Below are 13,246 nucleotides of genomic sequence, written 5' to 3' on the forward strand. Positions count from 1 at the left end.
CGCGGACGGTTAACGTCGGCACAATTGGGCGTACTTCGTCCTGTCGGTCTGCGGAGCCGTGAGCATCGGAGGTGAGCGATGAGAGTGGGAGTCGACGTGTTCGGCGTCGAGGACCTGTTCGACGGAGACTTCCGCAAGGTGCTCGACTTCGCGGCCGACGCCGACCGGCACGGCGTCGACCTGATCACCACGTCGGATCATCTCGGCTTTTCGCAGCAGGCGCATGCCGACCGGGTCCGCGACCACGGCTTCCCGTTCGCCCTGGAACGCCCATGGCCCGAACCGATGTGCATGCTGTCGGCGATGGCCGCCGTGACGACCCGGGTCGAGCTGGGCGTGTACGTGCTGGTGGCGCCGCTGCGTCCGGCGCTGCTGCTGGCCAAGCAGATCGCCACCCTCGACGTGCTGTCCGGCGGGCGCGCCCACATCGGCATGGGCGTGGGCTGGCAGGAAGCGGAGTTCGCCGCGGCCGGCGTTCCGTTCGAGCGGCGGTTCGGCCGGCTCGAGGATCAGGTGGCGGCCTGTCGCGAGCTATGGGGGCCGCCACCCGCCGCGCATGCCGGCGCCGGGTTCGAGTTCACCGACTTCCACAGCCTGCCACGGCCCGTCCAGTCCCGGGTGCCGGTGATCTTCGGAATGGCGCCGTCGCAGCGCAATTTCGAACGGATCGCCCGCGTCGGCGACGGCTGGACGGTCAACCCGGCCGACATGCCGCAGTTCGAGGAAGGGGTCGCGCTGCTGCGCCGGTGCTTCGAGGAGCACGACCGCGATCCTGACACCGCCGAGGTGCAGGTACTGCTGCCGTTGATCGAAGATCGTTCCGGGAACGTCGATTTCGACGCCATCATGGCCACTGCCCACGAATGGTCCGAACAGGGCGCCACCACACTGCTGGTCCGACCGTCGGTGCTGCGCGTCGGTGTCGACGACCTCGATGACTTCCTGGCCTGGACGATCGAGCTAAAGCAGACCTGACACCCGCTCCCGCAGCGTGTACACCAGATCCGACTCGCCATGGGTGCCACGCGGACCGGGCGCCTCCGGCGCGATCATGCGGCCGGTATCGGACCGCGTCCATTCCCGAACGGCCCAGCGCTCCTTGATCGCCCAGCGCCCGTCGCGGCGTTCCATGAGATCGACGAAGCGTGCTCCGCTGGTGAAGGCGCCGATCTCCGGATGCCCCCAGTGCACGTTGGTCGCGTACGTCTCGCTGATCGCCAGATCGCCGTACAGCTCGACCAGATGATTGCCGAGGTGATGCATCGTGCCCTCGAGTTCTTCGAGCTTGGGCCGCACCCACGCCAGATACTCGTCGACACTGCCGTCGAATCCGGTGTGATGATCGATTCCGTCCGGGTGATAGCAGCTCCGGACCAGCTCGAAATCGCGGCGGTCGATGCCGCGGCAATAGCGCAGCACCACATCGTGGATGGCCTGCCGATCGAGTAGGTCGGCGACGGTCCGCTCGTCATTGCTCATCAACACCACTCCCTCGCCCCGAACATAGCCTCGCCCGCCTCGCCGATCGCTCCCACCGTCCACAGAGCGGAACACTGTCGGGATCCGAAATCCGAAACCCGGACTGCCGCAACCGACTTCATTGTCCGAACTGGTCTGTAGTCCAACTGAGGCGTCGTCGTCACGCGTTTGATCTGGCGAACATCAAGTGACGTTGCCCGACCGCCGAGGTGGCGTCCGCAAATTGCCCACCCGCAAGTGGGATCCCAACGATGACTAAGGCGCAATCCGCACCTAAAATTCGTCGGCACCGGGGGCACAACGAACAAAGGCAGCAGCAATATGGGCATACCCGGCGACCTGAGAACCGGCCTGCACGACATCGCGGCCGAGATGCTTCGACTGAGCATGCTTCTCACCGAAAAGGCGGACGATCTACGCCGGGCCTCCACCGAACTGCATGCCGTCGGCCGCAAACAGGATGCGGGCGACCTGATCTCGCTCGCCGCCAAGACCAACGAACACACCGGTGCGCTCCGCGCGATGCACGATCGCTTGGAACGGCTCCTGGACCATGAAGCGGGCTCAGTCTCCGATCGACCCTGGCACCACCCGATAGCGCAAATGCGTGACACCAGACGCGTCCAGCACACGCGTCAGCTCGAACTCGAGGTGGTCGGTGCCGAACAGCCGTCGTCCGGCACCGAGCGTGACCGGGACCAGGTGGATCTGCAGCTCGTCCAATAAACCTGCGCGCAGCAGGGATTGCGCAAGATCCGCACCGTGCACCATCACGTCGCGGTCGCCGGCCGCGGCCTTCGCCTCTAGTATCGCCGTCGCGGCATCGGCCACGTAGTGCACCCAATCACTCTGCGGCTCAGGTGGCGTGCCACGCGTCGGCACGAAAATCGGCACGCCGTGGTGGTCACCGTTCCAGTGGCCCGCGTAGTCGAAGGTCTTTCGGCCGACGACCACCGCGCCCGTATCCATCACCTCCGCGAACACCTGTCCGCTCAGTCCCGGCGGATCGAATTTCGGATAGTCGGAGACCGGTTCGCCAAGCCATTCATGCAGCCGCAGCCCGCCATTCCCCAGACCGTTGCTCGGGCCGTCGTCCGAACCCGCGATGAACCCGTCGAGGGACATGGACATATACAGAACCGACTTCGCCATGCTGGCTCCTTCCGCCTCATGGTGATAGACCAGCCCGGTTGTCGAAAGTCATCGGTCGGCGTTCGTCTTCCGCAACGATGAGTTTCCCGCGCCATGCCGGTCTACATGTCAGGAGACCTGACTGATGGAAGGCTGACGCCATGCGCAAACTGATCTACGGGATGAATCTGAGTCTGGACGGATACATCGCCGCACCCGGCGACGACATCGGCTGGAGCGAGCCGAGCGACGAACTGTTCGGGTGGTGGCTCGATCAGGAGCGAGCGAACGGCATGTCGCTGTACGGGCGCAAGCTGTGGGAAACGATGAGCTCCTTCTGGCCCGCCGGCGACCAGCAGCCCGGAGCCACGGAGGCGGAGATCGAGTTCGCGAAGAACTGGCGGGAGACCCCGAAGGTGGTGTTCTCCTCGACGATCGACAAGGTCGATTGGAACACCCGGCTGGTCAGCGGCGACGCGGTCGCCGAGATCAGCCGGCTCAAGGCCGACGACGGCGACCCGATGGAGATCGGTGGCGCGACGCTGGCCGCCGCGGCCATGCGGGCCGGGCTGATCGACGAGTACGTGGTGGTCACCCATCCGGTCTTGGTCGGCGGCGGCACGCCCTTCTTCACCGCGCTGGACAAGTGGGTGAACCTGAACCTCGTGGAGACACGGACGTTTCCCGGCGGCGTGGTCATGGCGAGGTACCAGACGAAGCGCTGAGCAATGCACCGCGTTGACCGCCTTCATCCGGGCGCTGTCCAACCGTGTTCATTCGTCGAAATGTCGGGCGGTCTGCGAGCTTCGGGACTGAGGGTCAGACGCGTTCATCACGACCGGCAAGGATCTGCTCGCGCAGGATATCGGCGTGACCGCAGTGGTGCGCCAGCTCGCGCAGCACCTGTAGGTACACCCAGTGCACCGTGCGCGGCCCGGCTCGATGCCCGGTCACGACGGCGTCCAGCGGAAGATCGGCCACGATTCCGCGGGCCGTGTCGCAGGCCCGCCGGTGGGCCGCCACAACGCCGGCGATCGTGTCGTCGTCATCGAGTCGAAAGGACTCCTCCGGGCTCTGGACCGGGCCCAGCTCGCGCCGCGGTTTCCCGCCGATGCATACCTCGAACCAGATCCGCTGCATCCAGGTGACGTGCTTGAGCAGCCCCAGCAGCGTCGTCGACGACGGCACGAGCCGGCGGCGCGCCTGCTGTTCGGTCAGTCCGTCGAGGGTGGCCTCGAGGGCGCGACGATAGTCCTCGACGAACGCATCCAGCTGGGTCCGCGAGTCGCTCAGAAGCACATCGAACGCATTCATCAGCACCTTCCCGTCGACTGACTCAGCAGTCGGTCCCGAATCTACCTCTCCTTACTACGTATTGACGCTGCTCATATTCGCGTGGCTTTCATGCGCCCACCTTGATCAGACGCCAGGTCGGCGTTCGTCTCTTACACTGTGACCGACGGAAAACCCTGTGACCGGCCCGAACCCGGGATCGGCGAAGGAGACGGCAAAGAAGATCGCTGCTCATCTAATTCCAATCGGTAGGTCCCGCATGAAGTTTCGCCTCACGACCGCGATGTTGATCGGCATAGGTGCCCTGCTCGCCGGATGCGGACAGGATCACGCGTCGCAATCCGACGTCTCGGTGCCGCAATCCAGCACGCCGTCAACCATCGGAACCGGCGACAGCACGAGTGCCGGGTCGGTCCCCACGCCTCGCGAATCGCAACCCGAGACCGCGGACCCGGCTCACTATCGTGACGGGATCGGCGACGACGTCGCATTCGTATCCCCGACCAAGAACATCTGGTGCCGCCTGGGTGCGGCCAAATTCACCGCGGGCTGCCAGGCGAAAGACGCACCCGTGCCCGCAGGCGCCGAGAAGTCCTGCGCCGGAAACGAAATGTATCCGCCCAACTCGCTGTCCAGGGGCTTCTGGTTCGAGGGCGACTCGGTGGTACCGAGCTGTTTCAACCAGGGCATCTTCACCTCACCGCACCCCAAGGCGTTGCCCTACGGCTACACCATCTCCGCGAACGGCTACACCTGCACGTCCCGCGAAGACGGAATGACCTGTACCAACGGCTCCGGCCATGGATTCGTCATGTCGATGCAGCAGGCCCGACAGTTCTAGATCCGACTGGGAAAGCCGAGTCCACTGACGAGACCACGGGCTGATAGGCGAGTACGCCTTGGTCGCGCTAGGTACTCGACACCTAGTCGAGGAGCCAGTCATTCGGCGAGAACAGTTCGCTGTGGATCCGGTCTGGCGCAACGCCCTTGGCTGTCAGCTGTTTGCGCACGCTGTGCACGAAGCTGCTTCCGCCGCATAGAAATACATGCGCTGATTCGTCGATCGAGATGTCGGACAGATCCATGAACCCGGCGGCCGCTGCTGTGCCGACTGGATCCATGTACCAGAGGTCGAGCCTTGCGTTGGGCAGCTTCGACACGAGCATCGACTGCCGCTCGCGCAGCGGATGCGCTGCCGCGTCGTCATCCGCGTGCAGCACCTGCACCGGGGTCTCGGGCGCCGCCTTCGCCAGGTGTTCGAGCATGCCGATCATGGGCGTGATGCCGACTCCAGCCGAGATCAGCACAACCGAGGTGGAGCCCAGATCGGCGGTGGGCAGGTCTCCGAACGGAACGGTGACATCGAGCAGATCCCCTACGGCGACATGGTCGGCGATCCAATTCGACACCTCGCCGGCCGGGCAGCCCGGCCTTGCCGCGACCGGCTTGATCGCGAACGTGATGTAGTTCTCGCCGGGCGCATTGATCAGGCTGTACTGACGTAGCTGACGGGCACCATCGGGCAGCGTGATTCCGACCGAGACATACTGTGCCGCAGTGTGTTCGATCACACTTGCGCCGTCCACTGCAACAGTCATCAGAACTGTCCCCGACGGGTCCTGCACACGCTCGACCACCCGTGCCCGCCTGTACACATCGCCCGCTCCGACACCGGCTGCGTCGTAGAGTGCGTGTTCCAGATCGATCAGGGTCTGCGCCATCATCCAGTAGACGGCGTCCCATGCGGCTGCAACGTCGGCGGTCACGGTATCCGCACCGAGCACCTCGACGATCGCGGCGAACAAGTGCTCGTGGACGATGTCGTACTGGTCGGCGGTTATACCCAGCGAGGCGTGCTTATGGCCGATCCGCGACAGCAGCTCCGTCGGGTGTGGCAGGGTCGGGTCGATCAGGTGGGTGGCGTAGGTTGCAATAGACGCCGCCAGCGCGCGTTGCTGCGTTCCCTGCGCTTGATTGCCGCGGTTGAACAGGTTGCGCAGCAGCGACGGCTGTGCGCCGAACATCCTGGTGTAGAAGGTCTTTGTGATCGAGTCAATATTCGCGCCGACCAGTGGCAGCGTGGCGCGAATCATGTCGGCATGCTCGTCGCTCAGCCTGTGCGTTGCGACGAGATCACGGGTGATGGTCATGGGTATCCTCTTTCCGAAATTGTCGATCGCTAAATGGCGGAATGCGCCTGGTGCACAATCCGTTTGAATAGAACTGGGATCAGTTCTGCGTCGGCGCGCCGACCAGGGGCAATAGCTGCGGCCCCATGAGATCGTCGACCGTGTATCGGTCGAGCTCCCCATAGAACGAAGCCTGCGCGTCGGCGAGAACATGGCGCATGCGGCAGGCCGGTATCAGCGGGCACGGTTGACCGCCATCGCAGTCGACGACGGACCGATCATTTTCCAACAACCGCATCAGTTGACCCACCGGGATCGACCGTCCTCGCTCGGTGATCTGCAGACCGCCGCCGCGCCCGCGCACCGAAGAGACGCAACCTAGAGCAGATAGGCGGGTAACCGCCTTGGCGACGTGATGCTCGGACGCCTGTGCCGCGGTGGCGATCGTCTTGGTGGTAGATCGGCCGTCCTCGGCGGCGGCCAGCAGCATCATGGCGCGGAGCCCGAGGTCGCTGAATCGACTGAGTCGCATACTACGGACGGTAGTAGCAGGGTTTGTGCCGAGCCATACTTCGACGAGGTGTTCTCAAACACGACGTTTCATGCGGATTTTCTACCTGCACGAATAGGTCGATTGCGCGAATCGGTTGTCGACGGACGCCGCACCAGCGTGAATCTGATGCACGAGCGGCCGGCCCCACCGTCCGTCGCCACCGGTAGGCGTGGCGTGGATAAAGAAAGAAGAACTACCCCCGCGCCATATCGACGAACCGGCTCAAATGCAGCTGGTGCGCAACGGTGATCGTGGCGGTCGGGCCGTTACGGTGCTTGCCGACGATGATGTCGGCCTCGCCCGCACGTGGGTCGTCACGCTCGAACGCGTCGGGCCGGTGCAGCAGGATGACCATGTCGGCGTCCTGTTCTAGTGATCCGGACTCACGAAGGTCGGAGACCTGCGGACGCTTGTCAGTGCGTTGCTCCGGCCCACGGTTCAGCTGACTGATCGCGATCACCGGAACCTCGAGCTCCTTGGCAAGCAGCTTGAGGCTTCGCGAGAATTCCGACACCTCTTGCTGACGCGATTCGACCTTCTTGCCGGATGTCATCAGCTGCATGTAGTCCACCACAACCATTTTCAGGTCATGTCGCTGCTTCATTCGTCGCGCCTTCGCGCGGATCTCCATCATCGTGAGGTTCGGCGAGTCGTCGATGAACAGCGGTGCCTCGGAGATCTCACCCATCCGCCGCGCCAACCGCGTCCAGTCATCGTCGCTCATCTTGCCGGCGCGCATGTCGCCGAGCTTGACCTTGGCCTCCGCGGACAGCAGACGCATGACGATCTCTGTCTTGCTCATTTCCAGCGAGAACATGGCGGCCGTCATGCCGTGAGTGATGGAGCATGAGCGTAAGAAATCCATTGCGAGCGTTGAGTTATGCGTCGGAATCATCGATTCGCCGGCAAGGTACAGATGAGCATCGTTGTCGACCTGAACGCAGCGAACCGGCACTGATTCGATCGGCCGCACGTCGACGATGAGGTGATCGGGTCGCTCGGCCAGCGCTACACCCGACTGTCGTGACGATCGATGCGCAGGCGCATGAGCCACCGGCCTGACCCGGTGCTGCAGGTCGACTTCGACAGCGAGCTGCTGCGTCATGCGCACGCGATCGACGGGATCCGCTGCCGAGGACGTCAACCACTGATGCTGCGCATCAGCGACGATCACCGTGCCGTCGGAGAACTCCACCTCGTAGCACGGCCGACCATTCATGACCTCGGTCGCAGCAACGATCCGCGTCGGCCGCCCCTGCGCGTCGATCAAGAAATCGCCCGGCTGCACCGCGCCCATCGTCGTCCAGCCGGTCGGCGTCGGCAGCGGAGTGTCCAGCGCCAGCGCCTTGCCCACGCCGGGCCTCGCCGCGACGATGATCATCTGGCCCGGATGCAAGCCGTTGGTCAGGTCATCGAGGTCGGCGAAACCCGTTGGGACGCCGAGTGACAACCCGCCGCGCGACGCGATGGAGTCGATCTCGTCCATCGTCGGCTGCAGCAGTTCTTCAAGCGGCACATAGTCTTCCGCAGTCCGCCGCTCGGTGACGTCGTAGACCTCGGCCTGCGCCCGGTCGACCACCTCGGCGACGTCCTGGCCGTCGGCCCCCGAGTAGCCGTACTGCACGATGCGGGTACCGGCCTCGACCAGCCGGCGCAGCAGCGCCTTTTCCGCGACGATCTCGGCGTAGTAGCCGGCGTTGGCCGCGGTCGGCACCGTCGAGATCAAGGTGTGCAGATACGGCGCCCCGCCCACGCGACGCAGCTCGCCGGCACGCTCGAGCTCCGCGGAGACGGTGACCGCGTCGGCGGGCTCACCCTTGCCGTAGAGCTCCAGGATCGCGTTGTAGACGGCCTGATGGGCCGGCTTGTAGAAGTCGCTGGGCCGCAGCGCCTCCAGCACGTCGGCGATCGCATCCTTGGACAGCAGCATGCCGCCGAGCACGGACTGCTCGGCCACCATGTCCTGTGGCGGCTGCCGGCCGAACTCTTCTTCCGGCGGTGGCCCGTCGGGGATCGGCCCGGCCTCACGATCGTCGACCTGCGACACCTGGCCCCCTCCGAACGACGCGCTGCTTACAACCGATGAACTGCACTGGGTATTTGAACTGCACTGGGTATTTGAACTGCACTGGGTATACCGTCCCGGTCTGACAACCACCGGCCTCGCGGACCGCTCGTTGTCAGGACCCACAGAGGCTAGGGGTCCGGGCTTCACCCCGGCAAACCGTCCTGTGGACAACCCTGTGGACAGCTCGCGCCGAGCGTGTGCACCACCTGTGTAAAGGCTGTTTAAACCGGGTGGACAACGGCCATAGTCAGACGCTTCACCACAGGTCATAGCGATGATCGCCGCTGTGGAGCAATCTAGTTTTCCGCCACGCGGCGTGTTTGCTCGGAACCGACATCCGGGCGTGTCATCACATCGCCGGTTTGGCTGTGCACAAAGCTGTTCACCCCATCCAATAATCCGATGTCACAGCACTACGGAGTTGTGCACAACCTGGGGACAATTACCGCAGAACTTCTTATAACCACTGGTCCAGGCCATATCCACCAATGCACGGCTTGTGGAAGAGCTGATCGCCGCTTAACGACACCGGTGTTTCACTCGTTCGTCGTACATGGTGAGATAGGCAATACTCGACCTGCTGTCGTGATGTGGATCACGACTGGCCCATCGACCTTTGGAGACGACGTGACCACTTCTCGAGTCATTGGACGGATGGCAGCCGCAATCGGTGTCGTGGCAGCTGCCACCATGACCGCGGCCGGACTGGGCGCCGGCACGGCCATCGCCGAGGCACCGCCGAACCTCGGCGGCATGGCTACGGTGAACAGCGAGCCGTTCCGATCACCGGTGTGGGACGACTACGGCGCCTTCTTCTTCCGTGTTCCGGGCCATGGCACCTGCAAGTTCGGCCCGGTACAGGGGTACGCCGGCTGCACCATCGTTCCGCGGGACGCTCCTCCCGGCACCATCGGCGTCAACATCGCCGGCGACACCGACGGTCCGTACTGGAACTGGAACGCGCCGTGGGTGTCTGTCACGAACCTGCCGAGCGGACCCTGGGTGCCCCCGGTTCTGGGCGTGGGCCAGCGCCTCGTCATTCAGAACAGCAGCTGCGCCGTGCTGAAGGTGGCCGTCGTCGCCTGCACCAGCCCGGGGCGCGGATTCGTGGTCTCGCCCGAGGGTCATCACTTCTACTACCCGGCGGGCGACAAGCGGCACGATTAGTCCGTCCCAGACATGACGAGGGGCCCGCAACCGAATCGGTTGCGGGCCCCTCGTTCTGCTTCTGCGCGGCTACTGCGCGGCGACGACGTCCAGGTTGAACGTGGCGGCGACATCGCTGTGCAGGTTCACCACGACCGGGTACTTGCCGGTGGCCTTGATGTGGCCCTTCGGCAGCTCCACGGTGCGCTTGTCGACAACCGGTCCACCGGCGGCCTTGATCGCCGCGGCGACGTCGGCCGCGGTGACGGAGCCGAACAGCTTGCCCGAGTCATGCGTCTTGACGTCCAGCGAGACCTCGAGGCCCTCGATGGCCTGCTTCAGCTCGTTGGCGTGGTCCAGGCCGCGCACGGCGCGCGCTTCCTGCGACCGACGGATGCCCTCGACCTGCTTGATGGCGCCACGGCTGGCAACGATCGCCAGGCCGCGCGGCAGCAGGAAGTTGCGGCCGTAGCCGTCCTTGACCTCGACGGTGTCGCCGGCGACACCCAGGTTCTCGACCTCAGCGGTAAGAATGAGCTTCATCTGTTGCTTCTCCCTTACCGTGCCGTCGACGTGAACGGCAGCAGAGCCACCTCACGCGAGTTCTTGACGGCGATCGCGACGTCACGCTGGTGCTGGACGCAGTTGCCCGTCACCCGGCGCGACCGGATCTTGCCCCGGTCCGACAGGAACCGACGCAGCAGCGCGGTGTCCTTGTAGTCGATCTTCAGGTTCTTCTCTTTGCAGAAGGTGCACGCCTTGGCCTTGGTGACCTTTTCGACGCGCGGCTTCCGAGTCGGCTTCTTAGCCATCGTTAGTTACTCCGCTTGCTTGATACGACTGTGTGTTCTCCGGCCCGCTCGCGCCGCCGGAGAGTTGTTCTTTTAAAGGTCAGAACGGAGGGTCGTCCGACTGACCGCCGAACGATCCGCTCGCCGGGGCGCTGCCCCACGGATCGTCGGCCGGCTGGCTGCTTGCGCCGCCACCCCGGTTGCCTCCGCCACCGCCGCCGCTGAAGCCACCGCTGTTGCCGCCACCGCGCGAAGCGCGGTTGACCTTGGCAGTCGCGTACTTCAACGACGGACCGATCTCGTCGCATTCCAGCTCGACCACGGTGCGCTTCTCACCCTCGCGGGTTTCGTACGACCGCTGTTTGAGCCGGCCCGACACGATCACCCGAGCGCCCTTCGTGAGGCTCTCGGCTACGTTCTCCGCGGCATCGCGCCAGATGCTGCAACGCATGAAAAGGGCTTCGCCGTCTTTCCATTCGTTCGTCTGGCGATCGAAGGTGCGCGGGGTCGAGGCCACCGTGAAATTGGCGACCGCGGCACCCGCCGGCGTGAACCGGAGCTCGGGATCGGCAGTCAGATTTCCGATGACGGTGATGATGGTATCGCCTGCCATGGCGTCTCCCCTACGTGTCGTGGCTGGGTAGCTGTTAGGCCGACCTTATGTGTGTCTGCTGACACTGTCAGGGCGATCTAGCAACTTGGACGATGAGACCGTCCGGTCGGTTGCAGCCGGGCTGTCGCCTACTTGGCCTGACGCAGCACCTTGGTACGCAGCACCGACTCGTTCAGCTTTAGCTGACGATCGAGCTCGTTAACCGTGTCCGGGGTCGCCGTCAGATCGACGACGGCGTAGATGCCTTCGCTCTGCTTGGCGATCTCGTATGCAAGCCGACGCTTGCCCCAGATGTCGACGCCATCCACCTTGCCGCCGTCCTGGCGAACAACATTGAGGAACGTATCGAGCGACGGCGCAATGGTGCGCTCGTCTAGGCTCGGGTCGAGAATGACCATCAATTCGTATTTACGCATAAGACCACTTCACCTCCTATGGGCTACTCGGCCACGGACGTTCCGTGGCAGGAGGGTCTTAACCTGCTGATTCCCGCGGCGAAGCCACCGGAAACAACCGGCCCAGGCTACCGCATCGCCCCTGGTGGGAGGAAATCCCCTGAGATAGGACGAAACCGATGCGGCACCTAGGGTGATCCCCATGTCTGTCACCGCTCTGGCCCGGCGCGGCTACGCCCGACTGACCACGATGCGCGGCGAGACCGCGGTGATGCTGCTGGTCCTGGTGCTGCTCAGCATGGCGGTCATGGCCGTGAGCTATCACCTGAAGTCGGACTGCACCGGAGCCCCCTTCCATCCCGACGGACGCAGCGCGTGGTGGGCCTCCGGCCACGACACCGCCGGCCACCCCTACGGCAACCAGCTGATCCCCTGCTACACCGACATCCAGTCGCTGTGGATCGGCCGCGACATCAACAACCACGTCTTCCCGTACATCCACGGCGGCATCACCGAGGGCGGCCAGCTGTACGGTGGCGTCGTCGAATACCCGGTGCTGTCGGGCGTGCTGATGTACCTCGGCGCGATCGGCGCGCACACCGACTACGAGTTCCTCGCCCAGTCGGCGCTGCTGCTGGCGCCGTTCGGCATCCTGACGACGATCCTGCTCGGCCTGCTGGTGCGCTGGTGGGCGCTGATCTGGGTGCTGGCCCCGCCGCTGCTGCTGTACTCGTTCCACAACTGGGAGCTGCCGGTCGTGTTCACCTCGGTGGCAGCGATCGCGATCGTGGTGTTCGGCGAGAGCACCAACCCGAAGACCGGCCAATCGCGAATACCGTTGCGCACCAGCGCCTGCGTGGCGGCCATCCTGCTGGCGCTCGGCTTCTGCCTGAAGCTCTATCCGGGCCTGTTCGTGCTGCCACTGGCGCTCTATGTGCTCACCGGCGGGCGCAATCCGGTGCGCCCCAAGCGATCCGAACTCGACATTCGCGGTTCCCTCGCGGTCATCGGCACCGCCGCGGTCACCGCCATCGCGGTCAATCTGCCGTTCATGATCGCCGGCTACACGGGCTGGAAGGCGTCGCTCGACTTCCAGGGCAAGCGCAAGGCCGTCATCGATACCAACTCGATCTGGTACTGGGGCCTGCGACATCTCACCGACGGCATGACACCGACCTACAACAGCCTGGTCGGCGTCCTATCGCCGTTGCTCGTCGTCCTGGGATTCGCTCTGGCGATGTGGCTGGGCATCCAGGTCTGGTTGCGCGGCAATCCATTCCCGTGGATCGGCGCCAGCGGCTCGATGCTCTGCGCCTTCATCGTGCTGCACAAGGTCGATTCGCCGCAGTACACCCTGTGGATCCTGCCGTTCTTCCTGCTGCTGCGGGTGCCGTGGAGCCTGGTGATCGTCTATCTCCTCGCCGATTTCGCGTTGGACGTCAACATCTTCCGCATGTTCGGCATCGACAACGCCCATCAGCCGATGAAGTGGTGGGTGATGTTCGGCGTGCAGTTCGGCGTCTGGGGACGCGTCGTGGTGCTGCTGGCGATGCTGGTGCTGTTCATCCGCGCCGCGCCGCGCTACCGGCAGGAGTTCGGCCCCGCGCGAATATTGACTCGCGAACCGGCGCAACCGTCCCTAGCCTGA

General features: G+C 64.5%; 16 protein-coding genes. 5 read left to right on the forward strand and 11 right to left on the reverse strand.

The window, feature by feature from the left end; all coding sequences use genetic code 11:
* The first annotated feature begins 78 nt into the window (after positions 1–78).
* Positions 79–975 (forward strand): TIGR03619 family F420-dependent LLM class oxidoreductase, encoded by an 897-nt coding sequence (locus tag G341_RS0109315; RefSeq protein WP_026303454.1) that lies wholly within the window; start codon positions 79–81, stop codon positions 973–975.
* On the opposite strand, the gene G341_RS0109320 is transcribed toward G341_RS0109315, so the two are convergent.
* From G341_RS0109320 to G341_RS0109330, 3 genes are all read right to left on the reverse strand, one after another.
* A complete protein-coding gene (locus G341_RS0109320) occupies positions 961–1,479 on the reverse strand; it encodes a nuclear transport factor 2 family protein (protein ID WP_043451116.1) in 519 nt (172 codons plus the stop codon). The two genes, G341_RS0109315 and G341_RS0109320, sit on opposite strands and share 15 nt — an antisense overlap.
* 414 nt (positions 1,480–1,893) lie before the next feature.
* The gene (locus tag G341_RS23770; RefSeq protein WP_018178860.1) at positions 1,894–2,034 is read right to left on the reverse strand and encodes a hypothetical protein; all 141 of its coding nucleotides are present in this window, start codon (positions 2,032–2,034) and stop codon (positions 1,894–1,896) included.
* 9 nt (positions 2,035–2,043) lie between these two features.
* The gene (locus G341_RS0109330; RefSeq protein ID WP_018178861.1) at positions 2,044–2,631 is read right to left on the reverse strand and encodes a dihydrofolate reductase family protein; all 588 of its coding nucleotides are present in this window, start codon (positions 2,629–2,631) and stop codon (positions 2,044–2,046) included.
* Positions 2,632–2,771: 140 nt separating this feature from the next.
* Here G341_RS0109330 and G341_RS0109335 point away from each other — a divergent pair, with 140 nt between their 5' ends.
* Positions 2,772–3,335 (forward strand): dihydrofolate reductase family protein, encoded by a 564-nt coding sequence (locus G341_RS0109335; RefSeq protein WP_018178862.1) that lies wholly within the window; start codon positions 2,772–2,774, stop codon positions 3,333–3,335.
* Positions 3,336–3,429: 94 nt separating this feature from the next.
* Here the strand turns inward: G341_RS0109335 and G341_RS0109340 are convergent, their stop codons facing one another.
* A complete protein-coding gene (locus tag G341_RS0109340) occupies positions 3,430–3,924 on the reverse strand; it encodes a DinB family protein (RefSeq protein ID WP_026303455.1) in 495 nt (164 codons plus the stop codon).
* Between the two features lie 238 nt (positions 3,925–4,162).
* Here G341_RS0109340 and G341_RS21585 point away from each other — a divergent pair, with 238 nt between their 5' ends.
* A complete protein-coding gene (locus G341_RS21585) occupies positions 4,163–4,744 on the forward strand; it encodes a DUF6636 domain-containing protein (protein ID WP_018178864.1) in 582 nt (193 codons plus the stop codon).
* An 82-nt stretch (positions 4,745–4,826) separates the two neighbouring features.
* Here G341_RS21585 and G341_RS0109350 read toward each other — a convergent pair whose 3' ends face one another.
* The 3 genes from G341_RS0109350 to dnaB all read right to left on the reverse strand — a co-directional run bounded on the left by G341_RS0109350 (position 4,827) and on the right by dnaB (position 8,632).
* Positions 4,827–6,053 (reverse strand): globin domain-containing protein, encoded by a 1,227-nt coding sequence (locus tag G341_RS0109350; protein WP_018178865.1) that lies wholly within the window; start codon positions 6,051–6,053, stop codon positions 4,827–4,829.
* Between the two features lie 79 nt (positions 6,054–6,132).
* Entirely contained in the window at positions 6,133–6,564 is a 432-nt protein-coding gene (locus G341_RS0109355) for an RrF2 family transcriptional regulator (RefSeq protein ID WP_026303456.1), read from the reverse strand.
* A gap of 214 nt (positions 6,565–6,778) precedes the next feature.
* Positions 6,779–8,632, reverse strand: coding sequence for a replicative DNA helicase (dnaB, locus tag G341_RS0109360; protein ID WP_018178867.1), 1,854 nt, complete (start codon positions 8,630–8,632; stop codon positions 6,779–6,781).
* 675 nt (positions 8,633–9,307) lie between these two features.
* Here dnaB and G341_RS23045 point away from each other — a divergent pair.
* Complete coding sequence (locus G341_RS23045) at positions 9,308–9,820, forward strand: hypothetical protein (protein ID WP_018178868.1); 513 nt, start codon at positions 9,308–9,310, stop codon at positions 9,818–9,820.
* 69 nt (positions 9,821–9,889) lie between these two features.
* On the opposite strand, the gene rplI is transcribed toward G341_RS23045, so the two are convergent.
* The 4 genes from rplI to rpsF form a co-directional block, all read right to left on the reverse strand.
* Positions 9,890–10,342 (reverse strand): 50S ribosomal protein L9, encoded by a 453-nt coding sequence (rplI, locus tag G341_RS0109370; protein ID WP_018178869.1) that lies wholly within the window; start codon positions 10,340–10,342, stop codon positions 9,890–9,892.
* A gap of 14 nt (positions 10,343–10,356) precedes the next feature.
* Positions 10,357–10,611 (reverse strand): 30S ribosomal protein S18, encoded by a 255-nt coding sequence (rpsR, locus tag G341_RS0109375; RefSeq protein WP_018178870.1) that lies wholly within the window; start codon positions 10,609–10,611, stop codon positions 10,357–10,359.
* A gap of 79 nt (positions 10,612–10,690) precedes the next feature.
* Positions 10,691–11,203: a single-stranded DNA-binding protein gene (locus G341_RS0109380; RefSeq protein ID WP_018178871.1), complete on the reverse strand. Its 513-nt coding sequence runs from the start codon at positions 11,201–11,203 to the stop codon at positions 10,691–10,693.
* Positions 11,204–11,331: 128 nt separating this feature from the next.
* Positions 11,332–11,619 (reverse strand): 30S ribosomal protein S6, encoded by a 288-nt coding sequence (gene rpsF / locus G341_RS0109385; protein WP_026303457.1) that lies wholly within the window; start codon positions 11,617–11,619, stop codon positions 11,332–11,334.
* A gap of 181 nt (positions 11,620–11,800) precedes the next feature.
* Here rpsF and G341_RS0109390 point away from each other — a divergent pair, with 181 nt between their 5' ends.
* On the forward strand, positions 11,801–13,246 hold the full coding sequence (locus G341_RS0109390; RefSeq protein ID WP_018178873.1) for a hypothetical protein: 1,446 nt from the start codon (positions 11,801–11,803) through the stop codon (positions 13,244–13,246).

The organism is Jongsikchunia kroppenstedtii DSM 45133, assembly GCF_000380485.1.
Taxonomy (GTDB): domain Bacteria; phylum Actinomycetota; class Actinomycetes; order Mycobacteriales; family Mycobacteriaceae; genus Jongsikchunia; species Jongsikchunia kroppenstedtii.

Excerpts from the sequence above, each read along its gene's own strand:
- G341_RS0109315 (WP_026303454.1), top strand. The coding sequence starts at position 79 with ATGAGAGTGGGAGTCGACGTGTTCGGCGTCGAGGACCTGTTCGACGGA.
- G341_RS0109320 (WP_043451116.1), bottom strand. The coding sequence starts at position 1,479 with ATGAGCAATGACGAGCGGACCGTCGCCGACCTACTCGATCGGCAGGCC.
- G341_RS23770 (WP_018178860.1), bottom strand. The coding sequence starts at position 2,034 with ATGGTCCAGGAGCCGTTCCAAGCGATCGTGCATCGCGCGGAGCGCACC.
- G341_RS0109330 (WP_018178861.1), bottom strand. The coding sequence starts at position 2,631 with ATGGCGAAGTCGGTTCTGTATATGTCCATGTCCCTCGACGGGTTCATC.
- G341_RS0109335 (WP_018178862.1), top strand. The coding sequence starts at position 2,772 with ATGCGCAAACTGATCTACGGGATGAATCTGAGTCTGGACGGATACATC.
- G341_RS0109340 (WP_026303455.1), bottom strand. The coding sequence starts at position 3,924 with ATGAATGCGTTCGATGTGCTTCTGAGCGACTCGCGGACCCAGCTGGAT.
- G341_RS21585 (WP_018178864.1), top strand. The coding sequence starts at position 4,163 with ATGAAGTTTCGCCTCACGACCGCGATGTTGATCGGCATAGGTGCCCTG.
- G341_RS0109350 (WP_018178865.1), bottom strand. The coding sequence starts at position 6,053 with ATGACCATCACCCGTGATCTCGTCGCAACGCACAGGCTGAGCGACGAG.
- G341_RS0109355 (WP_026303456.1), bottom strand. The coding sequence starts at position 6,564 with ATGCGACTCAGTCGATTCAGCGACCTCGGGCTCCGCGCCATGATGCTG.
- G341_RS23045 (WP_018178868.1), top strand. The coding sequence starts at position 9,308 with ATGGCAGCCGCAATCGGTGTCGTGGCAGCTGCCACCATGACCGCGGCC.
- rplI (WP_018178869.1), bottom strand. The coding sequence starts at position 10,342 with ATGAAGCTCATTCTTACCGCTGAGGTCGAGAACCTGGGTGTCGCCGGC.
- rpsR (WP_018178870.1), bottom strand. The coding sequence starts at position 10,611 with ATGGCTAAGAAGCCGACTCGGAAGCCGCGCGTCGAAAAGGTCACCAAG.
- G341_RS0109380 (WP_018178871.1), bottom strand. The coding sequence starts at position 11,203 with ATGGCAGGCGATACCATCATCACCGTCATCGGAAATCTGACTGCCGAT.
- rpsF (WP_026303457.1), bottom strand. The coding sequence starts at position 11,619 with ATGCGTAAATACGAATTGATGGTCATTCTCGACCCGAGCCTAGACGAG.
- G341_RS0109390 (WP_018178873.1), top strand. The coding sequence starts at position 11,801 with ATGTCTGTCACCGCTCTGGCCCGGCGCGGCTACGCCCGACTGACCACG.